Consider the following 26,782-nt stretch of genomic DNA (forward strand, 5'->3'; position numbering starts at 1 on the left):
AATGGAGGTAAAGAGGCTTGAATTTATTGGATCGCGATGGACTCACGGAACGTGAATTTCTCGAGCAGTACCGTGCCGGGGATTACGAACGGCCTTCGGTGGCGGCGGACGTGGTTATTTTCACCGTAACGAGAACGGAGGCGGACAGCTACCGCAAACTTCCAGAAAAAGAGCTGCGTATATTGCTCATTCGCCGCGGAGGTCATCCATTCTTGGGCAGTTGGGCGCTTCCGGGCGGATTCGTCCGGCCGAATGAGACGACAGAGCAGGCGGCGGTGAGGGAGCTGCGCGAGGAAACGGGTGTGGCTGACGTATATTTGGAGCAGTTGTACACCTTCAGCGATGTTGGAAGGGATCCGCGCACCTGGGTGATGAGCTGCAGCTACATGGCCTTAATTAACAGCGATCAGGTACAGCTGAAAGCAGGGGATGACGCTGTCGGCGCAGCCTGGTTCAAGGCAACCTATCGGCTCCTGCGTGAGCGTAAAGAGTTTATTGAGGATGGGTTTGTGAAAACGATGGAATACGAGCTCAAGCTAAGCAGCGAAGAGGAAGAGCTTACGGCAGTTGTGGAATGGACGATGACGTCAAAGCCGGCCTCGACGTCGACCTCCTACTCCATCGTATCAAATCACGGATTGGCTTTTGATCATGCGAAGATTATCGCTTGCGCTATTGAACGACTGCGGGGAAAAGTGAATTATACCGGCATTGCGCTGCATTTGATGCCGCACCTCTTTACTTTGACGGAGCTGCAGCAGGTTTACGAGGTGATCTTGGACAAAGAATTATTGAAAGCCGCCTTCCGGCGTAAAGTGGCGCATCTTGTAGCGGAGACCGATCATTATACTGAAAATGCGGGACACCGTCCTTCCCGCTTGTTTCGAAGAAATTTGGAGGAATATCGATGATGATATACAATATCGAGCAGTTAAGAAAAGCATATATTGCAGGTAAAACGTTCAAGTTTGTCTTCTTCTGGGGCCATACACCGCCAAAAGACGGCGGGGTTGACAAAAGCTGTTTTAGCCAATGGTGGATGAGCCCTTTCGTGGTAGAGGGACACGAGTATTCCTGTGTCGAGCAGTTTATGATGTCCGAGAAAGCAAGACTTTTTGGAGATGGCGAAATGTTGGACGCGATTCTTAAAGCTAAGCATCCTAAGGAGATGAAAGCCTACGGGCGTGCAGTTAGAAACTTCGACAAGGACATTTGGGACAATGAATGCTATGGCATCGTTAAAAGAGGCAATTTGGCCAAATTTTCGCAAAATCCGAAGCTTGGCGAATATCTCAAGTCAACGAAAAACCGTATTCTCGTCGAAGCCAGCCCACGGGATCGCATTTGGGGAATCGGCATGGGACAGTCCAATCCGGATGTGGAGAATCCACTAAAATGGCGTGGTAGGAACCTACTCGGATTTGTGCTTACCGAAGTGAGAGACGAATTACTGCGAGATTAACATCTACCGGATTTGTTATTGATGAAAGAAGAGGGAATGAAATGAAACGAAAAGAAATTGCTGAAGAAACATTACGAATACAGCGGCAAGGCTTCTATGAATATAAGGGGCGGCGGGTAGAATTCGTCACTGCACAAAAGCAATCCGAGGCAAATAGCAAGCTGATTACACCGGAACTGGGAGAGAAAATGGTACGGGGAATTGACGAGCTGCCTAAGTTGCCGCAAGAACCCGTTTATTCTGTCGCTAACGAGACCACAGTAAAGTCGATCTTGGATTTTGCGGAGCTAGGGAAAGGGCGCGCCGGCGTGTTAAACTTTGCTAGCGCAAAAAATCCCGGAGGTGGATTTTTAAACGGGGCGATGGCTCAGGAAGAAAGCCTGGCGGCCTCCAGCGGATTATATGAAACACAGCTGCGCAATGAACGTTATTATAAGGCTAATCGGGCCTGTAAATCGATGATGTATACGAATCACGCCATCTATTCCCCGGACGTAGTGTTTTTCCGTAACCAGCGGTTCGATCTTATAGAGCGGCCGGTGACAGCTTCAGTATTGACTCTGCCCGCCGTGAATTATGGGCAGGTTCTGCTTAAGGGAGAGGATCCCCGGAAAGCGAAATGTATGATGAAAGATAGGATGCGACTGGCCTTAGCCATATTCGCCCAAAAAGGCGATAAAAACCTCATTTTGGGTGCCTACGGCTGCGGTGTTTTCCGGAATGACCCGGTGAAGGTAGCAGGATGGTGGCGGGAGCTGCTGAAGGATGAAGGCTTGGGATACCTATTTTCGGAAATTCGTTTTGCGGTCTTAGACACTTCTAAAGAAGGCAAGTGCATTCATGCTTTTGAAAAGGAGTTCAATGGGAACAGAGGGTGAATCAAAATGAGCTTTATGGATGCTTTGGAGCAAATAATAGCTGAGCAGGAGCAAGAACGCGACCGTCTTCGAGTTAATCAAATCACCGTACGGGCCGACTATAAGAAAAAGAGTAAAAGCAATGTTTATCAAAAGGAAAAAGTTATTGAATATGGATTTGTAGAGCGTGATTTGGATGATGAGAATTTATATGGCAGGTTTGAGCTCTATTTCGCCGATCGCGACACTCTTCTCCAGGATAATCGGTTTGGAGATGAAACTGCTTTTGGTGAGCTTACAGATGTACATGCAGTTGCAACGGCAATCTTTCCCTATTTAGCAGAGCATTATCCCCGTTTTTTGGAGGAAACACCCTTTGCTATCAGCTATAACCCTATTGCAGAAGCTTGGATTATCGAGGGAACTCTTCCTCCGGGATCTTTTGGCGGTGTCATTTATATTGCTCTTGCAAAAGAAAATGGGAGGATGCTTATGATGTATGCAACAAGATAAATTACAAATGAAATGAGCAGATTTCAGCGAGGTAATAACACTCGTTGTCATTTTCATTTGACAAGAACATAAGGAATTAGTTATATGCAATTTTGGCTTTCACAGAAAGAGATACGGCTGTCGGATCCCTTCCGCAAGGCAATTATTTTAGGGGATATTTATGGATTGGAAACATTTGATACTTACAAGTGTGGCTATTATAATGAACAAGTTAGTATTCATTTTCAGGAGGTAATGTTATGTCCGAATGTAAACTATCTGTCGATTATGATCAATACGAGGAAGGTGTCAAAATCGTAGATTTAATAGAGGAGCTTGCAGGCAAGGATGAGAGCTTGCAGCTTGAAAGTCTCATAATCGGTGACTGGGGCGGCGCCTATGAGGATGATTCCAGTGTAGTTGTCGAAGCTCTTGTTCGGTTAAAAGACCGCTTTACGCAGCTGCGGAACTTATTTATTGGCGATATGTCCTCTGAAGAATGCGAGGTTTCTTGGATTAATCAATCTAACCTAGGGCCGATTCTATCTGCTTATCCTGAGCTTCAATCACTCACCATTAAAGGGAGCACAGGTCTTAGTCTTATTCCGGCTCACCACGACAAACTAGAGGAGCTTACTATTATTTGCGGCGGGCTTGGAACAGACGTCATTACTAGCATAAGCGAAGGCAGTTTCAAAAATTTAAAGAAGCTGGAGCTTTATTTAGGGGTAGAGGAGTATGGATTTGACGGAAGTCTCGCAGATGTGCTCCAGTTGATTGAACCTGGAAAATTCCCTCTGCTTTCCTATCTTGGGCTCAAAGACAGTGAAATTCAAGACGAAATCGCTATTGCAGTAGCCGATGCACCGATTCTTGATCAATTACATACGTTGGATCTTTCTATGGGGACGTTGACAGATAAGGGAGCGGAAGCTCTTATCAATAGTGAAAAGATAATGAAACTGAAGTCGCTTGATTTAAGCTATCATTACATGTCGGATGAAATGATGAATCGTTGGAAGCAGTCAGGCCTCAATGTAGATATCAGCGATCAACAGGATGCTGATGAAGACGAGGATTATCGCTATCCTTCATTGACGGAATAACGATGAAATCGATGATTATCATTGGCAATTCCGGCAATAGAAGAACAACCGGACTACAAGCAGCAAGAACTCGGCTGGGGTTGCCCCCAGCCCTTGTTTTGAATTATATAGATGTGTTGCAGGGAAAAGCATCCTTGAGTTCGGTTGCACAGAGCTTGGGGCTAACGTTTGATGAACCTCCATTGCTGCGGCTTGACGCGCCTGGGGAACATTTTGAAGTGGAACGTGAGCTTATTGCACTTGGCGCCCCTGATTCGGCCAACCCCCATATAGACGAGCGATGGCTTAGATATAACAAGAGCGTTGTTCAGCCTATCTCGGTAAGGATGGCCAAAGGGTTGGAGGAGAATAAGGGAGAGCTGTATCATCCTTCCCAGTGGTTTCGTGGGTATTGCAAGCTGTTATCTCAACTGGACAGGGAGGCAGCACAGCTGTGGAATACGCCACGTTGGATGAATGCTCCCGAGGATATAGCCGCAATGTTCGATAAAAGGTATACTCACCAGATCTTATCATCGGCTGGATTACCGGTACCTAGAAGATTAGCTGCACCGGAAGACATACCGGATTACAATATACTTCGGGATGTTATGGCAAAAGAGCGGATATATCGTTTATTTATTAAGCTAGCAACGGGTTCCGGCGCATGTGGTGTAATCGCGTATCAGGTAAACCCCATTACAGGTGCAGAGTCGGCCGTGACTACGATAGGTGTGGAGAACTATCTACGTAGACCTCCTATATTTTATAACGTAAAAAAGCTGGTGAACTATAAAGAACGCCAAGTCATTCGCCAAATCATCAACTGGTTATTGGGACATGGCGCTCATGTAGAGCAATGGATTCCAAAAGCGTCTTATCGGGATCGCACCTTTGATATCCGGCAACTTGTCGTAGCAGGTAAAGCGTGTCACAGTATTGCAAGGGTAAGCAGAACACCTATAACGAATCTGCATCTTGATAGTGATCGAATGAGCTTGGATGAAATCGGCTTGTCTGACAATCTTCAAGCTGCCGTGCGACAATGCGCTGAACAAACGTTAGCGGTATTTCCACGATCAACCGTCGCAGGCATCGATGTGTTATTGAGCAGCGGTTCCTATAGACCTTATGTATTGGATGTTAATCCGTTCGGAGATTTACTGTACCATAGTCATTATGAAGGACATGATCCCTATGAATGGGAAATGAGAATGGCTACACTCTCTACGACTATCTAAAATGGAAGAGGATCACCACGATGTTTAACATGAATGAAATTGTAGGCAGTCACGATATTCTCATGATTACGCTGGATACACTGCGATATGACGCCGCTGTGCTGGAGGAAGCAAACTGTCCGAATTTGTGCGCGAGCGGAAATTGGGAAAAGCGGCATACACCAGGCAGCTTCACTTATGCTGCTCATCATGCTTTCTTTGGCGGATTTCTGCCAACTCCGGCTACGACAAATAAGGCAGAGCATGTTCGATTGTTTCATTCGAAAAATACGGGATTAAAGACACATCCGTATACATGGCAATTTGATACAACGGATATCGTATCTGGATTGCAAGCTGTGGGCTACCGTACGATTTGTATAGGCGGAGTCATCTTCTTTACCAAAAAAGTTCCGCTAGCCAAAGTTCTTCCAAGCTATTTCCAAGAAAGCTATTGGCGGATGACCTTCGGGGTTACAAATCAACGCTCGACAGAGCATCAGGTGAACCATGCCATCAAGCTCCTGCATAATTCGAATCAGACAGAACGCCTGTTTCTATTTATGAACGTATCAGCGATTCATGGGCCCAATCATTATTTTGTACCAGGAGCAAAGAAAGACTCATTGGAGACACAGCGCGCAGCACTTCGATATGTTGACGGTGAGCTTGGTCGATTATTTCAGGCATTCAGAGAACGGGAACGGCCTGTATTTTGCATGGCGTTCTCTGATCATGGAACCGCCTTCGGTGAAGATGGCTACAACGGCCATAGGCTAGCGCATGAGGTCGTGTGGAACGTGCCTTATCGCGAATTTATTTTGTAAGGTGAGAGGAGAGAACATGATGAGCCATACGGTCTACCCTAATTACACGGATATCATCCAGAATTCGGAGGCTCTGCGCAGTTGGAAGGAAAACCTCACATCAGAGCCTTACCGATCATATCTATACGCTTATCCACACAAAACTTCCTATCGAGAATTGGAGAGGAAGCTGCCGCTTTCCGAACTGTGGAGCGAGGAAAAGGCAGATTCACTCTTTTTATATATGCATATCCCGTTTTGTGGAGCACGCTGCGGATTTTGCAATTTATTCACGTTGCCTGACAAGAGAGCCGACGTACATACCAATTATGTGGATGCTTTGGAGAGACAAGCTGCACAATGGGCTCCACTTATTCCGAATAAGCCGATTGCTAGATTTGCTATTGGAGGCGGTACGCCGACTTTACTCGAACCTGACCAGCTGGATCGGTTGTTTCATATTGCTCAACATGTGATGGGCATGAATCCAGCCCAAGCTTCCATCTCGGTAGAAACATCCCCCGAGACGATAACCACCGAACGCTTGGATATTTTAAAAAGCAGGCAGGTGGATCGGGTCAGTATGGGCATTCAAAGCTTCGTAGAATTTGAAGCGGACGCGATCTATCGTCCCCAAAAGCCGCAGGAAGTCGAAAGAGCTCTGAAGCAGCTCAAGTTGTACCAATTTCCGATCCTTAATCTAGATTTGATTTATGGCCTTCCCGGTCAAACCCATGATTCATGGATATATTCGCTGGATAAGGCGTTGTCTTACGACCCAGAGGAGTTATTTATTTATCCGCTATATACGCGCGAGCACACGATTGTAAAGCCAGAGCAGATAAGGCAGAGTGGCGAGGATCAGAGGGTAAGCTTCTATCGTGCGGCGCGGGATCGTTTGCTTGCACATGGATATACCCAGTACTCTATGCGCAGATTTGCCAAAGCAGATGCGATTTCGAAAAAATCATTGCTTCCGTATGGTTGTCAGGAGGAGGGCATGATTGGACTTGGCTGTGGCGCACGCTCTTACACAAGAGAGGTTCATTACTCCTCGCGATACAGTGTAGGTCGTTCAGCTACAGCAAGCATCATTGCCGACTACGTGGCTTCAGCCGACTACACCTATGCAGATTATGGCATTGTATTAAGCAAGGATGACCAGCAGCGACGCTTTATACTAAAAGCGCTGCTTCATACGGAAGGCTTGGCATTGAGCAGCTACGTGGAGCGGTTCGGAACGTCATCTCTCGTCGATTATCCCGAGTTGAATCTGCTTGTGCATACGGATCTTGCTGTTATCGAGCATGAGGTGCTTCGGCTGACGGATGAAGGGCTTATGTACTCCGATTCCATAGGAGATTGGTTCATTTCTCCGGATATTCGGGCACGTATGGAAAGCTGTGTACTATCATGAAAGCGACGATTTATTTTCGCGGGAGCTTGAGCTCATGCAATTATGACTGCCCTTACTGTCCTTTTAGCAAGAACACGGATAGTCCAGAGACATTGGCGAAGGATCGGCTGCAAGTGCAGACATTTGTCGATTGGGTAACGAAGCAAGAAGGAAGCGGGCATCAGCTGTCCGTTTTTTTCAACCCATATGGTGAAGGGCTTACGCATAGTTGGTACAGGGAAGCGATGGTTAAGCTGTCCCACATGCAGCACGTTCAAAAGGTCGCTATACAAACCAACTTATCCGCTAAGCTCGATTGGACGCGCGAGTTGAATCCGGTTACGGCTGCATTCTGGGTAACGTACCATCCTGGGCAGACGAAGGAAGAACGTTTTTTACAGCAATGCGGCAAGCTTTATGAACAAAAAATACCGTTCAGTGTAGGCTGTGTCGGTGTGAAGAGCGCGTTCAACTCCATTTCTTCCTTAAGGAAGGCACTGCGTGATGATGTTTATATGTGGGTGAACGCCTACAAAGATAAACCAGCATACTATTCTGCTGAGGATACAGCATTTTTGACCGATATGGACCCCTATTTTGTCCATAATGCCAGGGATTACGACAGTATGGACAAGCCGTGCCGTGCCGGAAAAAATGTGTTTTATGTTCAAGGAGACGGGCGTGTAAAGCGTTGCTATAAGGATCGTCAAGTAATTGGGAATTTGTATAAAGATGGGCTTGATGGAATCTCTAGAGAACGCTCGTGTCGTATGAGGCAATGTGATTGTTATATAGGCTATATCCATATGGAAGAGCAGCCGTTCGATTCTATTTACGGAGAACGTATACTCGAACGGATCGCAATATTATCATAAAGGGGAACTATGCATTGGTAGGAACGGCAATATGGTTAACAGGGATTCCAAGCTCTGGTAAAACGACAACGGCGTTAGCTTTGTCAGCGGCTCTTCAGGAAAGAGGCGTTAGGGTTGAATGCTTGGACGGCGATGAACTTAGACAAATGGTAGGACGAGAGCTTGGATTCAGTAGAGAAGATCGAATGGAGAATATTCGTCGTGCCGTCTATATTAGCAAGCTGCTGAACCGCAATGGTGTTACGACGATCATCTCCATGATTGCACCCTATTTGGAAATGCGAGACTATGCGCGAGCAGAGCTGGAGCCATACGTTGAAGTGTATGTGCATTGTCCCTTAGAGGATTGTGTGCGCAGAGATGTAAAGGGCTTATATGCAAAAGCAATAAAAGGAGAGATAACAGCATTTACTGGTATTTCTGATGTCTATGAAGCGCCGGTGCACCCAGAAATCACGATACATACGCACATAAACAGTGTGGAGTCTAATGTGAGTCAAATTTTAGAGTACTTGATGAAAAAATGAGAGGAGGGAATGGCGTTGATTGAGCATAGCAATCTTGAAGAATATCAAGATCCGGTAAATTACGATCTTGAATTTGGCGGTGAAATGGACAAATATCAATTCTATCTTGAGCTTGCTAGATCGAGTGCTGGAGAAGTGTTAGAACTTGCTTGTGGTACAGGCTTAACAACGATCCCCCTGGCGAAAGCCGGCATAACGATGACTGGTGTGGATATCTCATCAGAGATGCTCGCATATGCGCGGTTGAAGGCGGAGGGGTTGCCTGTTACTTTTATAGAAGGCGATGCCCGTACTTTCGAATCGGACAAGCGATTTTCGATGATTTATTTGACTGGCAATGCATTTCAGGCATTCTTACGTGATCAAGATCAGATCGATTTGCTCACGACCGTTCACAAACATTTACAACCCCACGGAATCTTTGCATTTGAGACTCGTAATCCGGAGGGAACGGATTTATCCGATGAAGAGGAGACAGAATGGGGATCATTTATTGATAAGGATGGGAATACCGTCAAGGTATCAGGCACACAATGCTACGATGCCAGCCAGCAAATCATGCATTGGGTCACGATGCGTAATTGGGGGGATAAGCGAACGACTTCCCGAATTGCTTGTCGGTTCACGGATCAGATTACGCTGCATTCTTTATTAACCCGTCACGGATTTCGCGTCGAACATCAATATGCTGACTGGGATAAAACGCCTTTCTCTCCGTTATCTTCATCGATCATTAGCGTTTGTAGGAAAGATTAGGAGAGACAGACATACTGCATCGCAATAGAAAAAATCCCCTCAGGTTGAGGGGGTTTTTGGTGATCCCTAGTTTAGAATGTGAGCAGGTCCGTCCCTTATGGGATAGAGCTTTAACGGTCTGTTCAACGAGGGCGGGCGCTCCCGTACGGGACATGCTCATCGTAATGCCGTTTCCTTTTCCAGCATTTTGATAAGCCTGAACGTGTACACGCATCTTCTAAATACCACTTCATCCAGACCTTCAGCTGATCCTCACTCTTGATATTTAGCTCCTTCATTACTTCTTTCACAGAAATACTTACAAATCTCATCTCGATTGATTTCAATTTCAACCCCTGATTATTTCATGAAAATACGACATTCCACATCAAAAAGAGGTTATCCTCATTTTTATTGATGGAAATTTTACAGTAGACAATCTCTATAATAAAGAAACAGATGGGGCCATAAGTCTTATGGTCACCGGTAATTTGCGTGCGAAAAATATAGCTGTTGGCGGTCAGGAAATTTATGTATCGGGTAATCTGATGATTGAGGAAATATTGTGCGGCTCCTACAATCATGGAGAATCGATTGTTCAAGGTGATCTCACCGTCAAGCGCGTACAGACGAAGATGGAGACTACCTGAATGCCCGGATTGAAATCAGAACTCCTGATGGAGCGTATTATTTTTATTCACTGGATCATGGAAATTATGTTTCACGGCATTATCAGCCCACCTGATCAATATGGCATGCAGGACATGTCCTTATTGGATCTGAGGCGCTGGGAGGCATCTGAGCGGTATTTTGCTGGATTCAAAAAATTCATTGCTCAGAAAATATGAAAACGCGTACTGATTGTAGCATCAATAATTATAGGTAGTGGGTAAAAATACTGGGCTGATTTGCAAATCCATTTATAAACACTTACATGATCGAATGATGATGCAGAAACAAAAAAATTGTGACAGATAGACTAGGCTTATTGAAGGATTTGACGCTAGAAAATAGGTATGCAATTATCGTTGCAAATGATAATCAATATCATATATTATGGGGGTATAAATCTTTCAACACAGAGTGAAAGTGAAGGGGAGAGCAAGACGGTGAAATTGAATGAGCAAGCTTTATTATGGAACCAAGCATTCATCAAGATTATAGATGTACGGCATACAATAATGAAGCAAGGCGAGGAGTTGCATGCGTACAGAATGCCCTCAAGCGCCTTCTTATATGTAATTAGAGGCAGCGCACAGCTCCAGCTGGACGGCATTGCACACCACGTCAGCCGGTTTTCCTTGATCCATGGAGGCAAGGGAGTCTATCTTGATATTACTGCGGATGAGCTCCTGGACTATTATATGATTTTATATAAAGCGGTGCTGGCGCTGCCAGCCCGTCAAGAAACGGTCAAGTTGATAGAGGATCACAATCCGTTTCAAATGCAATATGTGTTCAAGCCTCATTACCCGATCTCCGTCTTCCATCATGTCACCGCCATGAGCAAGGAGTGGCATCATTCGGATTTCATAGAGAAACTTCAAGTTAAAGCGATATTTTATCAAATGGTCTATGAAATACTAGAGCAAATGGAACGACAGAATGTCATAGCCGTCAAGCCTGACCTCGTGGCCCAAGCGGTACGCTATATTCATGAGCGCTATCAGGAGCCGATTACGCTTGAGACGCTGCTTGAACACCTTGATTGCAGCTCCAGACAGCTGCTGCGCGTCTTCAAGAAGCAAGTTAGAACGAGCCCGATCGATTATTTGATTCAATTACGGATGAGCAAGGCGAAGCAGTTACTTCTTTCCACTGATTTCACCTTGAAGGAAATTGCGGAGAGCGTAGGTTATACCGACAGCTATTATTTTAGCCGTATCTTCAAGAAATACGAAGGTGCTTCTCCTACTAGCTTTAAAGAAGCTGCATTGCAGCAGGAGCAGCGTCGAAATAATCCATCCGTCGTGTCCAGATATCCCATTGCTGCTAAAAGACAGCAACGTTATATTGATAATGAGTATGAGAATCATTATCATCAAAAGAGAGAAGGGGTATTACCGATGTATCGAAAGTCGAGAACAGCAATGGCAGCAACCTTATTATTTTGTTTCACCCTCTTGTTGAGCGCATGCACAACAGGAGGAACGAACGCCACATCGGCAAACAGTGGCTCGCCCAGTAATAACGTAGCAGCTTCCACAAGTCCGGCTGCAAGCAATGAGACAAGAGTAATTAAGCATGCGATGGGGGAAGAAACACTCACCGGTACCCCTGAACGTATTGTTATATTGACCAATGAAGGAACGGAGGCGCTGTTGGCAGTTGGCATTAAACCAGTCGGAGCCGTTCAGTCTTGGATTGGCGATCCTTGGTACGACCATATCAAGCAAGAGATGGAAGGGGTCACCGTTGTCGGAGACGAGCTGCAGCCGAATCTTGAATTGATCGCGAGCCTCAAGCCGGATCTGATTATCGGCAATAAGGTCAGACAAGAGAAAATTTACGACCAATTAAAGCAAATTGCTCCCACGATATTCTCCGAAGATCTGGCGGGAGATTGGAAAATCAATTTCAAGCTCTACTCCGAAGCTTTAAACAAGCAGGCAGAAGGAGAGCAAAAGATGGCGGCCTTTGACAAACGTGTCGAGGAAGTCAAGGCAAAACTGGGCAGCAAAGCAAAAACGAAAGTATCAGTGGCCCGCTTCTCTGCCAAACAAGTTCGTATCTATCAGAAGCAAACGTTCTCCGGTGTGCTATTGAGCCAATTAGGCATTGCCCGCCCAGAATCGCAGGATAAAGACTCCTTTATGGAAGTCATGTCCAAAGAGACGATACCTAGCATGGACGGCGATGTGCTCTTCTACTTCGTATCGGAGGTTCCGGGCAAGAACGATGCGGCGAAGGTCGTAGAGGAATGGAAAAAAGATCCGCTGTTCCAGAACTTGAGTGTTACCAAGAACAACAAAATTATTCAAGTCGATGAAGCCATATGGAACTCAGCAGGCGGATATGAAGCGGCCAATCTGCTGCTGGACGAACTTGTTAAGTACTTTGATGTAAAGTAATTAAGGCGTATCGAATTAACAAGCTGACGCTGTATTCGCGTCAGCTTGTTGGCGATTTTGGCAGTTTCGTTGTTAAGGCTGCCAATGAAAAGGAGGCACGGTGCAGACATGAATGGTTCTTTCCTCACGCGAAGCAGCAAGCGGAAGCTCGCCGGCCTAGCTGTCAGCGCGATCCTGCTGCTGATTAGTATGTTGTGCAGTGTATTGTACGGTCTTCATCACTTCGGGTTGAAAGACTTGTGGCAGGCCTACAGTCAATTCGACGGATCCAATGAGCATCTTATTCTGACGACGGCTCGCGTACCCCGAACCTTAGTTGCGGCTCTGGTAGGAGCAAGCTTAGCCGTAGCAGGGGCGATTATGCAGGTTCTAACAAGAAATCCACTGGCTTCGCCCTCTGTCTTTGGCGTAAATGCAGGGGCAGTGCTATTTATTGTAATCGGGCTGCTCGCATACGGTTCCTCGCTAACGATGAGCGGTATGGTCTGGCTAGCTTTCGCAGGCGCGATCGCAACATCGGTGGCCGTCTATACGCTAGGCCTGCAAGGAGGCGGGTTCGAGCCAGTGAAGCTGACCTTGGCTGGCGCTTGTATGGCTGCTTTCACTTCTTCTATTACATCCGGCATTATGCTTATTGATAAGCAGTCGCTTGAATCTGCCCTGTTCTGGATGATCGGCTCCGTGGAAGGAAGAAATGTAGAACATTTGCTGATGGTACTGCCCTATATGGTAATAGGGTTAGCTATCTCATTCCTATTGGCGGGCTCTTTAAATATTATGGCGCTTGGAGACGATAGCGCAAGAAGCTTAGGACAGCGGTTGACTCTGGTGCGTGTCCTATCGGCTGCGGCAATCGTACTACTCGCTGGGAGCTCAGTAGCAGCAGCTGGTCCGATCGCTTTTGTCGGGCTTATTGTTCCTCACTTGTGCAGATACATCATTGGACATGATTTCAAGTGGCTGCTTCCTTATACCGCACTAGTTGGTGCAATCCTTCTAGTGACTGCAGATTTAGCATCACGCTTTATTCTAGAAACCAAAGAAGTCCCGGTAGGCGTCGCAACGGCGATTGTCGGAGTTCCCTTTCTGATTCATGTGGCCAGGAGGAAATTGCATGCTTAACCCGCGTACAGCCAAATATACGATCATGTTTATCGCTTTAACCTTTATCGTTGCTGCCTTGTCACTTCTTAGTTTATCGGTCGGGGGAGTTGGTGTTCCTCTAGAAGAGGTGCTTGCTTCTCTTGTCGGGCGAAATGCGGAAGCCAGCAACCTGATCATCATGCAGTTCCGTCTGCCTCGAATAACAGCCGCTATTCTCATTGGTGCAGCATTGGCAGCAGCCGGAGCGCTATTGCAGGGCGTCATTCGCAATCCGCTAGCTTCTCCGGATTTGCTTGGTGTAACGGGTGGTGCGTCGGTAGCAGTGGTTGCTTTCATGACTTTCGTGACGGGCTACAGCATTCACTGGGTACCGTTCATTGCGATAGGCGGCGCGTTGGTTACGGCTACCCTCAATTATGTATTGGCTTGGAAAAAAGGGGTGTCGCCGTTCCGGCTGGTGCTGATCGGCATTGGCATTTCAACCGCAATGGGGGCGCTCACTACATTCCTGCTCATTAGCGGTCCGACGTATTTGGCCGCGCAAGTGCTGAATTGGATGACAGGAAGCATCTATGGTACCAATTGGGCCTATATCGAAGTGCTCTGGCCGTGGGTAGCGATATTCATTCCTTTGTCACTGCTAATGGCGAAGGAATTAAATGTGCAATCTTTAGGCGAGGATGTCGCTCGAGGGCTTGGAAATAGGCTTCAACTCAGCCGGATGATTCTCTTATTTTATAGTGTTGCGCTTGCCGGCGCAGCGGTTGGTGCAGCCGGTACGATCTCTTTCATCGGATTAATGGCACCGCATATTGCCAGAAGACTGGTCGGAAATTGTTACAAGCTGATCATCCCGGTATCCGCATTTATAGGTGCGATTATTCTATTGCTGGCGGATTTGGCAGGAAGAATGCTTTTTCAGCCGCTGGATATTCCGGCTGGCGTATTCACAGCAGGCATTGGCGCTCCATTCTTCATGTACTTGCTATTTAAACGCAAGAGGACTTAGCTCATCTGTCATCTCAGATAGAGATAGAGATAGAGGAGGAGAATAATGGAACGCTCATTGAGTATGCTCCTGGTTAGATCATAGACTCGCTACTGATACGAATAGAGTCCTTATAGCAAAGAGGCTTAAGGTTTTAGCATTTCTACTTACTAGGAAGCTGTATACTTTAGGCCTCTTTGTGTTTATTCTCTGGTTTGAGTGACTCCTTTCAGCCGAGAACAGAATCGATGTTTAGAACATTCAAAAATATCTCTTTAAGGTCGGCCCACTTGAGCTAACCGAGGGGACGGATTTGCTTTCTGGGATTATCGATCTCTTTGAAGAGGGAGCAGTCTTGGAGAAAGGCGTGCTCGAAGTGACGGGCAGTGACGTAGCAGCTTTCTGCGACGGATTAATCAAAGATACAAAAACTTACGCTGACATCTATCAAGAATCTGTTGGCCAAGAAGGTAACAACAGGAATTTTCTATAATGCCCCCAAACACAAAACTACAATTCTATAGGGTGTAGTTTGGGCGGGGATACTTACTGTGGTAGGTCCATAAATAACAATTAGATCTCGGTTCGCAGGGGTTCCTGAAAAGTGTTGCCCATTTGTTAGTATGATTTGAGTATATGGAGAAATGGTTAATCGTAATCGTCCATCACTACTCTCCAACTCAGTATTAAAATAATCTACTTTTACATTCTGATAGGGGCTATTTTTTACCATGACAATTGCTTGATATTGTGGAGGGTAAATTAGAGGTGCAGGTGCATTTCCGTCATAATATCCAGTCACTTGATCTCCTACTGACACCATTACATGGTCTACAAAATAAGTTTTGGGCGACACCACGAAATTTACGATTTCCCCCAACCCGTTGTCTACAGCTATTAATTTATAACATCCTTCGCCATTTTGCCCTGTAAAAAAATCATTAATCATAGTGATAGTACCGTGAAAAGAATAAAAATTTGTCATTACAATACCTCCTTTTGCTGTGTAAAGATACGCACTATTCGTAAAATCAAATATCCTGTATGTATAGTATGTAGGTTAATAACTATATGATTGTGCAGATGCCTATATAGGAGATTCCTCGTGTTGTGCTAACATCTATTAGCCTTGTAACATACCTTGATGATTCCAACCACTCCACACTTATTAGAGGAACTAATCTTTAACATTACAGGAGCGGATTTTTGTTTTAATGGTATAAGTTCATGTCCCGAGCTAAGGATAAGAACTTGTATTCATAGCCGATTAGATACCTGCATAAAAAATAAAAGCGGTATTATTTAAGTCTTATTGTTCAGAGGGAAAATCCCTTAAAGAAAAGTGCTAATTCATGACACTCCGATAACACGACTCCAATTGAGACGAAATTCTATTATGCTTATCTGTATAAATTCCTCCATATTGAGACATGATTCCAATCCCCTCCATGCTTTACCTATAGGCGTACTTACTTGGTTTTTGATCCCCAATTAATTGCGCGTTATGAATGTCAGCGTTCATCAGCAGTTTACTAGCTGATTCTATATTGTAGAGCAGAGTTGCTCACGCTTAATTTCCCCTTCCTACGTAGATTTCCAACCCGCTTGTCTATGCTTCTCACGATGTGATTAGGTATTGTTTTTCATGACTTTGTACGAGTATATAAGCTCTAAGGAGTTTGTATAAATCGGTTTAAGAAGGAGTGGATGCCCGCACGTTAACGGTTGTGCACAGCTTAGGCAAGATCCTATTCAAGAGAGGAGGCAGCTCACAAGATCGAGGTAAAGAAGGTGTCGAAAAACGAAGGCACATTATGACCAAACCAAATCATGGGAGGTAATGTGATGATGTTTCAAACCCGTTTGGATTCCCGTTTCATCCAGCGATTAACGCTGATTGGAGGCGGATTGCTGCTCGTGTTCGCTTGTATGTTCGCGTTCTCGAAGACCTTGTCAGCCCACGGATATATTAATGATCCGGCCAGCCGGGCGATCCAGTGTAAAAACGGATTAAATACCAACTGCGGCCCGATCGTCTATGAGCCTCAGAGCCTAGAGGGGCCGAAAGGTTTTCCTGCTGCCGGACCCCCTGACGGCAAAATCGCCAGCGCCGGCCTTGCCGGCTTCGCTCCGCTTGACCAGCAATCAGCTACTCGCTGGAACAAGGTGAGCATGAAGAGCGGCACCAACAACTTTACTTGGATTTTTACCGCTCGTCATGCCACGACAAGCTACCGGTATTTCATCACCAAGCCGGATTGGAATCCCAATGCACCGTTGACCCGCGCCCAGTTTGATCTGACTCCGTTCTGCACGATTAACGGGAATGGCCAGCAGCCGCCGGCCACGTTAACCCAAACCTGCAATGTGCCGCAAAGAGACGGCTACCATGTTATCCTCGGCGTGTGGGATATCGCGGATACCCAAAATGCCTGGTACATCGTCATCGATGCCCAATTCGGTCCTGGCGACAGCGTTGCACCTACGGCGCCGACTAATTTGGCCGTCAGCAACGTTGGCACAACGACCGCTACACTGACTTGGGGGGCCTCGACAGACAACATTGCCGTCACGGGTTATGAGGTGTACAACGGCGTCAATGTCATCGCCACGGTTCCTGGCAATCAGACGAGCGCCAATCTCACCAATCTATTGGCAGGCACGACTTATAATCTAGCTGTGAAGGCGTTCGACGCTTCCGGTAATCGGTCACCGCTCAGCAATAGTGTCCAGTTTACAACCACGAAATTACCGGTTGACGTGACGCCGCCGACCAATCCGACCGGCCTGCATGTGATGGGCACCCCGACGTCGACGTCAGTTACGTTGATGTGGAATGCATCCACAGATGATTCCGGCATCGCTGGTTACCGGATTTACAACGGCAGCACGGTGATCGCTACTGTCACTGGTACGGCAACCGAGAAGGTCGTTACCGGTTTGTCGCCGAACACGCAATATACGTTTACGGTTCGCGCTTACGACCCGTCGAACAACGAATCTGGTGACAGCAATGCCGTGACGGTGTCAACGCCTGACGGTCCGAGTGCAACGCCATGGGCTCCAAATACCGCTTATGCGGTCAATGCGCTCGTATCTTATAATGGCAAGGTGTACAAATGCCTCCAGAACCATACCGCCTTGCCGGGTTGGGAGCCGAGCAACGTGCCCGCGCTCTGGCAGCTGCAACCGTAAACGCAGGCTTTAAAAGAGCTGGAATCCCGCCGTTTGCAAAGAGCGGCGGGATTATTTTTCATGATAGATTCGATCGAGTGGATTCCATGCAATGACTCTACCATCTGGTACAAAGAAGTGCTTGTCGAGTTCACTCTACGAAAAAAGGAGCTTGAGATGGTATGAAAAGAAAAATCGCGTCTATCGTTTTCATGTTTGTCCTGCTGTTCAGTTTTGCTTCCACTGGTTTGGCCGCCTCAAGCGGACCGGGTACAGGCAACAATACTTGGGCGCCGGTTCAAGCACATGGCAATATTTATATCGAAGGCAACTTCATAAACAACGGGCAGATCAGCCTCGGGGTTAATTTTAATCTGTACCGGGTTACCCCGACCGGAGATGTGCTGGTAGGGAGTAATTCGACGAATACCATTCCGGCTGGTCAATATGCACGTCTCAAGATTCCTTTGGCTTCGAATCAACCCGACGGACAGTATAGACTTGTCTTAAGCTCACCAGGTGACTTCACCGTCGTTGCCTATTTGGGCTACAATTAACGTTAAAAACCTCCTCGGCCACATTTCTCCTAACGGTGGCGATGGAGGTTTTCCTTATTTTTAACATATTAACGAACCTATATGTCTTTTAACAAAGTTAGATGCTTTCGGAATCAATTTAGCTATTGACCTGAAATGGATTTCATACTTTAGCATACAAATAGGAGTTCTGTTTAAATATGCCAAGGAGGATGATAACCATGTATACAACAATTATTTTTGATATTGATGGAACATTAATAAATACAGAACAAGCGGTGTTGAGATCCTTGCAGAAGCTGCTAAAGATTAACTATAATCGGGAAGTTGACTTCTCAGAACTTGCTTTTGTGCTAGGGATACCAGGTTCTGTCTCCTTGAAACGACTGGGCATTAAGGATAATGACATCGAATATGCCAATCATTGTTGGAATGAGTTTATGGGGGATTATAAACATACAATCCATGTTTACGAAGGTATTCAACAATTGCTTGCGAGTCTGAAAGAACATTCTATTTCTACCGGGGTAGTCACATCCAAGACGAAACAAGAATTTGTCGACGATTTTGTTCCGTTTGGTCTTGATCAATATATGCAATACGTAATATGTGCAGATGATACAACCTTGCACAAGCCTAATCCCGAACCATTACTAAAGTTTCTGGATATCTCGGGGGCGAAATCTGGGGCATCCATATACATCGGCGACACCATTTATGATTCTGAATGTGCCAGAGACGCTGGTGTTGACTTTGGACTAGCTTTGTGGGGATGTAAGCATGGGGATTCTATTCCAGCAAAGTATAAGTTCAAACATCCACTGGACATGCTTACACTTTTAAATCTCCAGTAAAGGTATGCATTACAGCTAAAACTTCTCATCTAAAGATTGAATAGATGAGAAGTTTTTTAATATATGTAAATGATATTTATAGGTGAAGAACATAGATTAGTTCAATCAGACTTATTGGGAATGATAAAAATTCATCTCAACTATCTGATGATGCCACTTTGACACCTGCTTGTCGGGGGACAAGAACATGGTCCTATTTAAAGTCGCTATTAGCGGATTTTTTAAGATTGATTTTTCAGATAGTCGTTATCTAGATTACATTTTTATACATTGAACTGTATTTGAAGTTCTAATACTCTTATAAAAAGGATATGACATTGTAAATTCATTTTAAAGTAAGAAAAGAAAAAGAAGGAAAGGATAACCAATGAAAAAAAGAAAAAATAAAAAGACATATATCATTTTGGGGATAACCCTTTTGGTTGTTATGGTTTGGATGAATAATACGAGTCTATTTTACTCGAAAGATACAAATTATAAGATTCTAGCTCATAGAGGGTTGGCTCAAACCTTTGATATTTCACAGGTAGAGTATGATACGAATACAGCTGAAATCATTTATCCGCCCGAGCACCCTTATATAGAAAATACAATTCCTTCTATGCAGGCGGCATTTGATCATGGTGCTGACGTCGTGGAATTAGATATTCAGTTAACGAAGGATCATCAATTAGCTGTTTTTCATGATTTTACTTTAGAGTATAGAACAAATGGTAAAGGTGAAGTCAAAGATTATAAAATGAACGAATTGAAAAAACTAGATGTCGGCTTTAGATATACGGCTGATAATGGTGAGAGCTATCCGTTTCGTGGCAAAGGCATTGGCATGATGCCAAGCTTAGATGAGGTGTTTGCAGCTTTTCCTAATAAAGAGTTTTTAATTCATGACAAAGATGGAGATATGGAAACAACAAAAGTATTGTGGGATTCTTATTTAAGCAAATTGTCTAAGAATCAATTAGATGAAATAACAGTTTATGGTGATGGAGATAGCGAAGGGTTTGATTATTTACGTTCAAAACATGCAGAGTTGAAATTGTTGACGAAAACAATGATGAAAAACGCACTTTTAAAATACGAATTATTAGGTTGGACGGGATATATTCCGAAAGAATTGCATAATATGGAGCTTCATTTGCCTTTAAATTATGCGAAGTTCTTATGGGGCTGGCCAAATAAATTTATTGATAGAATGGAATCTGTCAATACGCGAGTCGTAATCGTAGAGGGAAATGGTAAATGGTCAGAAGGATTTGATACAAAAGAAAGCCTTGAAAAAATTCCAGCAGGATTTCAGGGCTATATATGGACAAATAGGGTTGATAAAGTTACTAAATGATTTCATTCATTAAAAACAGTTGCTTCTTCATTGACCTTGAGGGGAATGCGGCACGGGGTAAGGAATAGCGATGAGGGAATTAGAAAGCAAATAGAATCAGACATAGGAGGCACGGCCATCACAATGTAACGCTGGCATGCCTCTTTTTTGTTTTCAGGATTACATTCCAACGTATATTATAGGAAGAAAGGCCCGACAAGGGTTTGAATATACTTTTATACATATGAACAAAATACAATGTATTCTACACTCTGAAGCATATATCGCCGAAGTGGTTGATACGGAGGAAGCCTTTGTTAAGACCAAATAGGTTTGTTGAAGAGGTTGTATCAAAAAATCAACTAGCTTGCGTGGGTGAAACGACAGATGACCAATTATGAACAAGAAAAAAAGCTAGCTGCATTAACGGCGCTGGCTTATGTAGAAGACAAGATGATAATCGGGATCGGAAGCGGGAGCACGGCAAGCCACTTTATCCAATTTCTCGGAGAGAAAGTGCGAGAAGGGCTTCAAGTAACCGGCGTGCCTACGTCCAAAGAGACGGAACGCCTCTGTACATTACTTGGCATTCCACTGATCACAACTCAAATTCCGGAAAAAATTGATCTTACCGTTGACGGAGCAGATGAATTCGATCCGTATCTGCGGTTAATAAAAGGGGGAGGCGGCTACTTGCTAAAGGAAAAACTGGTCGCCTCTTGTTCCGCTAGAACGGTTATTATTACGGATTCCAGAAAACAAGTCAGCGTACTCGGACGCACATACGCGCTACCGATCGAAGTGATTCCGCTAATGTGGGGCCAGATCGCGAAGAAGCTTAGGTACTTGGGAGGCGAAGCGAAATTACGCTCATTTGGGACACCGCCTGTACCTTATTTGAGCGAAAATGGAAACTATATTCTAGACTGCAAGTTCGCATCTATCGATCAGCCAGAACGCCTAGCCGATGAGCTTTCCCGAATGAACGGCATCGTCGAACACGGACTGTTCATCGGAATTGCTGATGAGGTCATCATGGGGGAGAATGAGGGGACGAGATGTTTTCGCATTGGCTCAAAATGGCAGAGTTCCAACGTTGATTAACCGGAGAAGCAAGCAGCTAGTTTAAATGCTGTTATAGACAAGTAGTCCAGATTACTGCAATGGGGCAAGTCCCCGTTGTAGTAATCGACATCCAAGCTCCTAAAGAAAAAGGTGCTTATTACTATTCTCTTTTTGCAACTTGGCTAAAAGATAAAGAAAAGAGAATTTCTGAAGGTAGTTCAAGCTACGTATTTGTTATCGAAGTGATAGATTAACTTGTTTGTTCAATGAAACCAGGGAGCAAACCTTAGGGGGGATTCAATGATTGTACCTGCTCATTTGGACGGTGCGAAGGTGATAATGTATGTGGATAATGATGTGAACCGTCCAATCGCAAGAATGCTATATGAAGAAGATAATGGCTCTTCTAAGGAAATAATCATTACAGGGTTAGCACTTGCGAAATACGACGATTCCAATGATTATTATCTGTTCTTATGTGATAAGAACTGGGAAGTCTATCAAGATTTTGATATGGGATCAATCGAAGAGGCACTCCATAGTTCTATCGCAAGTTTTGAGCTAAACAAGAGTGATTGGAAGTATGTATAGATTACGCTAACAAGACACGAAAGTTTAAACATATTTTGTTGAGCAGCTTCCGAAGCCAGCATACTTAATCAGTATGTAAACCTTTTAAAAAACAAAAAAAGGGACGGAGTCCCTCTTTTCAAAGAGTATATTAGATTTTAACTGTACCCGTTTGTCTGTCTGATGCAATAAATAATGGATTTCCAGTTTCAGTATGCTTCACACCTGCATCTGAAGTAAAGATGATGCCAATAGAAATCATCAAAAATAACAATGCATCAGGTGTACTATATACTTTTATTTTGATGAGAGACGCAGCAGTAGGGTTTGAAATAGACACACTGATAAAAACATTAGTAGGAGCAACAGGCTATCTAACATTAACCACACTTCTCAGTGCAGCTGTAGGTGCATTACTAAGACGAACCACTCCTGCCTTAGTAATATTGCTTGGTTATTATTTCATTGCTAGTCCATTGTCGAGAGATTTTCTGCCTAATTATTTTCCGGATACGGCAGGATATTATATGTATATGCCGGCTTCCACTGATGAAATAAATATCTTTACACCAATGCAAGGGACAGGTATTTTAATGTTATGGACACTGGTTTTTATTACAGTAGCTATTATATTTTACCGTAAACGAGATGCCTAGATGCTCAATCCAAATTTAGGGGGAGAAGACTTGAAAAAAATTGCAGTATTATTATTGTCCTCATCATTGTTCCTGACCGCGTTGCCTACATACGTGCTGGCACAAGAAGCCAAACCGAACGTAACACGGGGAGAAGTTGTAGAATTTTTGCTGAATGCCGCAGATGATTACAATCCGGGCATCAAAAGAGAAGATATTTTGAAAGGTTACGGCAAAGGAGAGGCAAGAGAAGATCAGGAAGTGACCAGAATTGAAGCTTTGATCATGCTGGGCCGCGCGTTTTCGAACCTGCCTGCGCCAAAAGGCAATGATTTGCGCGTAGCCAACACCTCTGCATCCTATACTGACGTACCGAAATGGGGACAAGACGAAATCACGAAGCTAATTGCTTCTGGCGTGCTTACCGATTATCCGGACGGCAAACTCGGCGTTTCCGATCATATCACGAAAGAACAACTGCTTACGCTGACGAATCGGGTCATGGCCCTTAAAGGCTCGAATCCACGCGATGATTATTATGAATATGTTAATAAAAAATGGCTGAACGATTCCAAGATCCCAGCAGGAGAAATGTCCAACGGCGTATTTAACGAGCTGGCAAAAGCCAACGAGGACCGGACTAAAGCAATCATCGATGAACTTGTAAAAAAACAAAACCCAGCAGGCTCCAAAGAGCAAAAAATCGCCGATTTCTACAAATCGGTACTCGATATGGAAAGTCGCAACAAGCTAGGGATCAAACCGATTGCAACTTATATTACAGATCTGGAGAAGGCTTCCTCCGTCAAAGAATTATTTGATACTAACATGAAGATGGAGAACGAAATCTCGAAAGGTGGTTTGTTGTCTTTTGCCGTGATGGGCGACGCGAAGGACAGTAACGTCAATGCGCTGTATTTCTCGGGCCTTGGCACGAGGCTTGACAAAAACAGCTATGTCTCCGGCGACGAAAAGACCAAAAAAGTGTACACGAACTACCTGACCAAATTGTTTGTACTGTCCGGTACCGACGAGATAGCGGCAAAAGCGCAAGCCGAAGATGTGTACGCATTCGAAAAAGAACTGGCTGCATCCTCAATGGATCTTCAGGATCAGGGGAAAGTTGAAAATTACTATAACCCTTACAACAAAGATAAATTCATCGCGCTCTTTAAATCGATCGATATGGGCAAATATATGAAAGAACTCCGGGTAGATCAAGCGGACAAAGTGATTGTAACCGACATTGGATTATTGAATAAAAGCGCGGAAGTTTTGAACGAGAAAAATCTGGACAAGATCAAAGCCTACGCCAAAGCCACTTTGTTGATGAATGCCGGAGGCACTTTATCGGGAGATTTTGTGAAATTGGCAACTGAATTTGAAGCCCAACTGTTTGGAATTGAAGGCGAAAAGACAAATGAAGAAATGGCGGTCATGACCACCCAAACCGTCATGAGTCAGTATCTCAGTCAGGAATTCGCAGAAAAATATTTCACGAAAGAAGCCAAACAAGACGTTGAACAGATGGTTAAGCAGTTCATCGAGGTTTATAAAGAACGGATCAAAGCGCTTGACTGGATGTCTGAAGCAACCAAAGCCAAAGCCATCAAAAAGCTGGATAAAATGACAATCAAAATCGGATATCCAGATCAGTGGAATGATTACTTGAAGGATGCTTCGATTAAAACTTTTGCGGACGGCGGATCGCTGTTTGACAACATAGTGGCAATTAATAAAGCACTCAAAAAACAAGCGTTCTCTTCGCTTGGAAAACCTGTCGATAAGAGCAGCTGGATGATGAGCACCTATGAGGTAAATGCTTATTATAATCCGCTGAATAACGAAATTGTGTTCCCGGCAGGCATTCTGCAAGCTCCGTTTTATGATATCAAAGCCAAACGCGAAACGAATTTGGGAGCGATCGGCATGGTCATTGCACATGAAATCAGCCATGCTTTTGATAATTTAGGTTCTGCATACGATGAAAACGGAAATGCGGTCAACTGGTGGACTCCGGAGGACTTTAAAAAATTCCAGGAAAAATGTGATCAGGTTATTTCCTACTACGACCATGTTGAGGTGCTTCCTGGCGTGTACAATAATGGCAAGCTGACGGTAAGCGAAAATATCGCCGACCTTGGCGGTATGGCGGCATCGCTTCAAGTGCTGTCCAAAATGGAAAACCCAGATTTCAAAGCCTACTTTGAAGGTTATGCAACGATCTGGCGTATGACCATGAGTAAGGAAACGGCTGCGTACCTATCGACAGTAGACACGCATTCAGCAAACAAAGTACGCGTAAATCGTACCGTCTCGAACTTCCCAGAGTTCTATAAAGCATACGAAGTAAGCGAAAAGGATGCCATGTACGTCGCTCCTAAAGACCGCGTGAGCATTTGGTAATCCAGTAATAAATAAGCCTTTTATTTGGCCCTGAGTAAGGGACATGAAATAAACGAAGCTGAAAAAGCTGGCTCCGGAAACCTACCGGCGTCAGCTTTTTTTTAGGCTCAACATTTAAAAGAAAGGCTTGGAGTAAGCTCTACGGATTTGGATGAAGCAGATTCATTTCTCCAAAAAGTCCAAACTCCCGAAGATCTATTTCAGAAGTTGGTGAATCCGGACAGAATGCTTTTCGATACAGACTGGGGACATCTGTAAACGAGCTGAAAACGATGCTAAGCAAAGTGGATTTCAAGATGTGGTGGTCGAGCCAAAAGAGGAATCCAGGGCGTTATTAAAGTTTGGCTTCCTGGGTCGAAGGTGGAGGGTTATATCGTTTAGCTGTAAAAAAGGGATCGAGCCGTAATTAAGTAGTCATCATGGTAATTAATGAATAAGAGACACCCGAATTATTTGGGTGTCTCTTATTGTATTCAGCTTAACCTATAGGTAAAGACGCATCAAAGTTGCACGTTGAGCCTCATTCATCTTCAGAATGGAACGTGATTCTCTGGCTTTAGATAAAGCACTATCGATGTCGGAGGCTAATCCTAATTCCATCAATGTTCCAACGGCAACAGCTCCCGTGCGTCCTCGTCCAGCCCCGCAGTGGAAAGCAACCTTTTTGCCTGCTTGGTGATGGGTAACAACAGCCTGAATTGCTTCTTTCATTTGCGATTCTTCTGTACCCTCCGCATGATCCTCTAGAGGGGCATGAATTCTTGTAATGTTGAGTGGTGTAAGCTCAGCAGGGTCTACCTCTGCTCGTAGATCAACAACCACATCAATGCCTTGCTCTTGGATCAGTTGATTTACATCATTTGCTCCACACATATAGAGATTTGGTATCAACGCGTGGTAAGGTTTTTCGTTCATTTCAGGCTCCTTTAATGTTGAGTAAGAATTTCTAGCAGTCTCCATTGGTTCGGTTGTTTTCCAAAGAAAGAGAGCGGTGTGTTTGGATAACACCTTGACTTTTTGAATCCATTTACTGACGATTACAACGTGGATTGCAAAGGTATGGGTACTTCTCCTCTATATCATCTCCAAGGGCGAGGGAGAGGTGAACTGCGGGATCTGTTGTCGTCTCCTTGAGTGTGATATTCTCGAATACGTGAGTAATTATATAATTATGTACTTATATTTTCAACAGTTTCCGTCGCATTAAATAATCAGTTGCTTATATAAGTGGATGATTATATAATAAGCTTGAAATCAGGGAGGTGCACCGAAACAATGATCTCAATAGAGGAAATGGCGGAGCAATTTAAGTTGTTAGGTGATAAAACTCGACTAAAAATTGTCTCACTTTTATCCCAACAACAAATGTGCGTGTGTCATTTAGTTGAGCTATTGCAATCGACTCAACCGAATATTAGCCAGCATCTTCGTAAATTAAAGGACGCTGGTTTAGTGGTAGAAGAACGAAGAGGACAGTGGATTTATTACTCTCTTTCGATTGAGGATAAACCTCATTTAAAAGAAGCAATTGAATATTTGCCGAAGGTAGGGGAAGAAGAGCAAGAAAAAATCAACGCGATGATGTGTGAATAAGGAGTGTGGATGT

General features: G+C 44.5%; 27 protein-coding genes and 1 pseudogene. 26 read left to right on the forward strand and 2 right to left on the reverse strand.

Going from position 1 to position 26,782, the window contains the following annotated elements; genetic code table 11:
* The first annotated feature begins 17 nt into the window (after positions 1-17).
* The 17 genes and pseudogenes from ABN764_RS04270 to ABN764_RS04350 all read left to right on the forward strand — a co-directional run.
* Positions 18-911 (forward strand): NUDIX domain-containing protein, encoded by an 894-nt coding sequence (locus ABN764_RS04270; protein ID WP_446671035.1) that lies wholly within the window; start codon positions 18-20, stop codon positions 909-911.
* Complete coding sequence (gene ybiA / locus ABN764_RS04275) at positions 911-1,462, forward strand: riboflavin biosynthesis intermediates N-glycosidase (RefSeq protein WP_044355428.1); 552 nt, start codon at positions 911-913, stop codon at positions 1,460-1,462. Before ABN764_RS04270 ends, ybiA begins: the two co-directional genes overlap by 1 nt.
* Before the next feature lie 41 nt (positions 1,463-1,503).
* A complete protein-coding gene (locus ABN764_RS04280; RefSeq protein ID WP_446671036.1) occupies positions 1,504-2,340 on the forward strand; it encodes a TIGR02452 family protein in 837 nt (278 codons plus the stop codon).
* Between the two features lie 6 nt (positions 2,341-2,346).
* Entirely contained in the window at positions 2,347-2,832 is a 486-nt protein-coding gene (locus tag ABN764_RS04285) for an NTF2 fold immunity protein (protein WP_065293057.1), read from the forward strand.
* A gap of 239 nt (positions 2,833-3,071) precedes the next feature.
* On the forward strand, positions 3,072-3,917 hold the full coding sequence (locus tag ABN764_RS04290) for an STM4015 family protein (RefSeq protein WP_446671037.1): 846 nt from the start codon (positions 3,072-3,074) through the stop codon (positions 3,915-3,917).
* Between the two features lie 2 nt (positions 3,918-3,919).
* Positions 3,920-5,137: an STM4014 family protein gene (locus ABN764_RS04295; RefSeq protein WP_446671038.1), complete on the forward strand. Its 1,218-nt coding sequence runs from the start codon at positions 3,920-3,922 to the stop codon at positions 5,135-5,137.
* Between the two features lie 20 nt (positions 5,138-5,157).
* Positions 5,158-5,943 carry an STM4013/SEN3800 family hydrolase gene (locus tag ABN764_RS04300; RefSeq protein ID WP_446671039.1) on the forward strand — a complete coding sequence of 262 codons (786 nt, stop codon included), beginning with the start codon at positions 5,158-5,160 and terminating at the stop codon, positions 5,941-5,943.
* Positions 5,944-5,962: 19 nt separating this feature from the next.
* Complete coding sequence (locus ABN764_RS04305) at positions 5,963-7,339, forward strand: STM4012 family radical SAM protein (RefSeq protein WP_446671331.1); 1,377 nt, start codon at positions 5,963-5,965, stop codon at positions 7,337-7,339.
* Positions 7,336-8,193, forward strand: coding sequence for an STM4011 family radical SAM protein (locus ABN764_RS04310; protein WP_446671040.1), 858 nt, complete (start codon positions 7,336-7,338; stop codon positions 8,191-8,193). Before ABN764_RS04305 ends, ABN764_RS04310 begins: the two co-directional genes overlap by 4 nt.
* A 14-nt stretch (positions 8,194-8,207) precedes the next feature.
* The gene (cysC, locus tag ABN764_RS04315) at positions 8,208-8,720 is read left to right on the forward strand and encodes an adenylyl-sulfate kinase (RefSeq protein WP_446671041.1); all 513 of its coding nucleotides are present in this window, start codon (positions 8,208-8,210) and stop codon (positions 8,718-8,720) included.
* A 9-nt stretch (positions 8,721-8,729) separates the two neighbouring features.
* Positions 8,730-9,476, forward strand: coding sequence for a class I SAM-dependent DNA methyltransferase (locus ABN764_RS04320; RefSeq protein ID WP_446671042.1), 747 nt, complete (start codon positions 8,730-8,732; stop codon positions 9,474-9,476).
* A 455-nt stretch (positions 9,477-9,931) separates the two neighbouring features.
* Complete coding sequence (locus ABN764_RS04325) at positions 9,932-10,105, forward strand: hypothetical protein (RefSeq protein WP_174811566.1); 174 nt, start codon at positions 9,932-9,934, stop codon at positions 10,103-10,105.
* Complete coding sequence (locus ABN764_RS04330) at positions 10,106-10,303, forward strand: hypothetical protein (RefSeq protein WP_268625173.1); 198 nt, start codon at positions 10,106-10,108, stop codon at positions 10,301-10,303.
* A 261-nt stretch (positions 10,304-10,564) separates the two neighbouring features.
* A complete protein-coding gene (locus ABN764_RS04335) occupies positions 10,565-12,526 on the forward strand; it encodes an ABC transporter substrate-binding protein (RefSeq protein WP_446671043.1) in 1,962 nt (653 codons plus the stop codon).
* Positions 12,527-12,634: 108 nt separating this feature from the next.
* Positions 12,635-13,648 (forward strand): FecCD family ABC transporter permease, encoded by a 1,014-nt coding sequence (locus tag ABN764_RS04340; RefSeq protein ID WP_072729377.1) that lies wholly within the window; start codon positions 12,635-12,637, stop codon positions 13,646-13,648.
* Positions 13,641-14,639, forward strand: coding sequence for a FecCD family ABC transporter permease (locus ABN764_RS04345; protein WP_072729378.1), 999 nt, complete (start codon positions 13,641-13,643; stop codon positions 14,637-14,639). Before ABN764_RS04340 ends, ABN764_RS04345 begins: the two co-directional genes overlap by 8 nt.
* A 238-nt stretch (positions 14,640-14,877) precedes the next feature.
* A pseudogene (locus ABN764_RS04350) lies at positions 14,878-15,111 on the forward strand (DUF1048 domain-containing protein); the annotation flags it as partial.
* On the opposite strand, the gene ABN764_RS04355 reads toward ABN764_RS04350, so the two are convergent.
* Positions 15,106-15,603: a hypothetical protein gene (locus ABN764_RS04355; protein ID WP_021253356.1), complete on the reverse strand. Its 498-nt coding sequence runs from the start codon at positions 15,601-15,603 to the stop codon at positions 15,106-15,108. The pseudogene ABN764_RS04350 and the gene ABN764_RS04355 sit on opposite strands and share 6 nt — an antisense overlap.
* A gap of 863 nt (positions 15,604-16,466) precedes the next feature.
* On the opposite strand from ABN764_RS04355, the gene ABN764_RS04360 reads away from it, so the two are divergent.
* From ABN764_RS04360 to ABN764_RS04395, 8 genes are all read left to right on the forward strand, one after another.
* Entirely contained in the window at positions 16,467-17,813 is a 1,347-nt protein-coding gene (locus ABN764_RS04360; RefSeq protein ID WP_174810128.1) for a lytic polysaccharide monooxygenase, read from the forward strand.
* A 161-nt stretch (positions 17,814-17,974) separates the two neighbouring features.
* Positions 17,975-18,349: a hypothetical protein gene (locus ABN764_RS04365; RefSeq protein WP_174810123.1), complete on the forward strand. Its 375-nt coding sequence runs from the start codon at positions 17,975-17,977 to the stop codon at positions 18,347-18,349.
* Between the two features lie 200 nt (positions 18,350-18,549).
* Positions 18,550-19,182 (forward strand): HAD family hydrolase, encoded by a 633-nt coding sequence (locus ABN764_RS04370; protein ID WP_446671044.1) that lies wholly within the window; start codon positions 18,550-18,552, stop codon positions 19,180-19,182.
* Between the two features lie 367 nt (positions 19,183-19,549).
* The gene (locus ABN764_RS04375) at positions 19,550-20,521 is read left to right on the forward strand and encodes a glycerophosphodiester phosphodiesterase family protein (protein ID WP_446671045.1); all 972 of its coding nucleotides are present in this window, start codon (positions 19,550-19,552) and stop codon (positions 20,519-20,521) included.
* Positions 20,522-20,887: 366 nt separating this feature from the next.
* Positions 20,888-21,604, forward strand: coding sequence for a ribose-5-phosphate isomerase RpiA (rpiA, locus tag ABN764_RS04380; protein WP_446671046.1), 717 nt, complete (start codon positions 20,888-20,890; stop codon positions 21,602-21,604).
* Positions 21,605-21,865: 261 nt separating this feature from the next.
* Positions 21,866-22,156, forward strand: coding sequence for a hypothetical protein (locus ABN764_RS04385; protein ID WP_072729384.1), 291 nt, complete (start codon positions 21,866-21,868; stop codon positions 22,154-22,156).
* A 221-nt stretch (positions 22,157-22,377) separates the two neighbouring features.
* Complete coding sequence (locus ABN764_RS04390) at positions 22,378-22,791, forward strand: hypothetical protein (RefSeq protein ID WP_446671047.1); 414 nt, start codon at positions 22,378-22,380, stop codon at positions 22,789-22,791.
* A 30-nt stretch (positions 22,792-22,821) separates the two neighbouring features.
* Entirely contained in the window at positions 22,822-25,176 is a 2,355-nt protein-coding gene (locus ABN764_RS04395; RefSeq protein ID WP_446671048.1) for a M13-type metalloendopeptidase, read from the forward strand.
* Between the two features lie 483 nt (positions 25,177-25,659).
* On the opposite strand, the gene ABN764_RS04400 is transcribed toward ABN764_RS04395, so the two are convergent.
* Complete coding sequence (locus ABN764_RS04400; RefSeq protein WP_021253367.1) at positions 25,660-26,091, reverse strand: protein-tyrosine phosphatase family protein; 432 nt, start codon at positions 26,089-26,091, stop codon at positions 25,660-25,662.
* A gap of 360 nt (positions 26,092-26,451) precedes the next feature.
* On the opposite strand from ABN764_RS04400, the gene ABN764_RS04405 reads away from it, so the two are divergent.
* The gene (locus ABN764_RS04405) at positions 26,452-26,769 is read left to right on the forward strand and encodes an ArsR/SmtB family transcription factor (protein ID WP_028532861.1); all 318 of its coding nucleotides are present in this window, start codon (positions 26,452-26,454) and stop codon (positions 26,767-26,769) included.
* Positions 26,770-26,782 lie beyond the last annotated feature (13 nt).

This window comes from Paenibacillus wuxiensis, from assembly GCF_040195695.1.
GTDB lineage: Bacteria > Bacillota > Bacilli > Paenibacillales > Paenibacillaceae > Paenibacillus_B > Paenibacillus_B suaedae.

Coding starts and splice junctions, on each gene's coding strand:
- ybiA (WP_044355428.1), top strand. CDS start 911: ATGATATACAATATCGAGCAGTTAAGAAAAGCATATATTGCAGGTAAA.
- ABN764_RS04280 (WP_446671036.1), top strand. CDS start 1,504: ATGAAACGAAAAGAAATTGCTGAAGAAACATTACGAATACAGCGGCAA.
- ABN764_RS04285 (WP_065293057.1), top strand. CDS start 2,347: ATGAGCTTTATGGATGCTTTGGAGCAAATAATAGCTGAGCAGGAGCAA.
- ABN764_RS04290 (WP_446671037.1), top strand. CDS start 3,072: ATGTCCGAATGTAAACTATCTGTCGATTATGATCAATACGAGGAAGGT.
- ABN764_RS04295 (WP_446671038.1), top strand. CDS start 3,920: ATGAAATCGATGATTATCATTGGCAATTCCGGCAATAGAAGAACAACC.
- ABN764_RS04300 (WP_446671039.1), top strand. CDS start 5,158: ATGTTTAACATGAATGAAATTGTAGGCAGTCACGATATTCTCATGATT.
- ABN764_RS04305 (WP_446671331.1), top strand. CDS start 5,963: ATGAGCCATACGGTCTACCCTAATTACACGGATATCATCCAGAATTCG.
- ABN764_RS04310 (WP_446671040.1), top strand. CDS start 7,336: ATGAAAGCGACGATTTATTTTCGCGGGAGCTTGAGCTCATGCAATTAT.
- ABN764_RS04320 (WP_446671042.1), top strand. CDS start 8,730: ATGGCGTTGATTGAGCATAGCAATCTTGAAGAATATCAAGATCCGGTA.
- ABN764_RS04325 (WP_174811566.1), top strand. CDS start 9,932: ATGGTCACCGGTAATTTGCGTGCGAAAAATATAGCTGTTGGCGGTCAG.
- ABN764_RS04330 (WP_268625173.1), top strand. CDS start 10,106: ATGCCCGGATTGAAATCAGAACTCCTGATGGAGCGTATTATTTTTATT.
- ABN764_RS04340 (WP_072729377.1), top strand. CDS start 12,635: ATGAATGGTTCTTTCCTCACGCGAAGCAGCAAGCGGAAGCTCGCCGGC.
- ABN764_RS04345 (WP_072729378.1), top strand. CDS start 13,641: ATGCTTAACCCGCGTACAGCCAAATATACGATCATGTTTATCGCTTTA.
- ABN764_RS04355 (WP_021253356.1), bottom strand. CDS start 15,603: ATGACAAATTTTTATTCTTTTCACGGTACTATCACTATGATTAATGAT.
- ABN764_RS04360 (WP_174810128.1), top strand. CDS start 16,467: ATGTTTCAAACCCGTTTGGATTCCCGTTTCATCCAGCGATTAACGCTG.
- ABN764_RS04365 (WP_174810123.1), top strand. CDS start 17,975: ATGAAAAGAAAAATCGCGTCTATCGTTTTCATGTTTGTCCTGCTGTTC.
- ABN764_RS04370 (WP_446671044.1), top strand. CDS start 18,550: ATGTATACAACAATTATTTTTGATATTGATGGAACATTAATAAATACA.
- ABN764_RS04375 (WP_446671045.1), top strand. CDS start 19,550: ATGAAAAAAAGAAAAAATAAAAAGACATATATCATTTTGGGGATAACC.
- rpiA (WP_446671046.1), top strand. CDS start 20,888: ATGACCAATTATGAACAAGAAAAAAAGCTAGCTGCATTAACGGCGCTG.
- ABN764_RS04385 (WP_072729384.1), top strand. CDS start 21,866: ATGATTGTACCTGCTCATTTGGACGGTGCGAAGGTGATAATGTATGTG.
- ABN764_RS04390 (WP_446671047.1), top strand. CDS start 22,378: ATGATGCCAATAGAAATCATCAAAAATAACAATGCATCAGGTGTACTA.
- ABN764_RS04400 (WP_021253367.1), bottom strand. CDS start 26,091: ATGAACGAAAAACCTTACCACGCGTTGATACCAAATCTCTATATGTGT.
- ABN764_RS04405 (WP_028532861.1), top strand. CDS start 26,452: ATGATCTCAATAGAGGAAATGGCGGAGCAATTTAAGTTGTTAGGTGAT.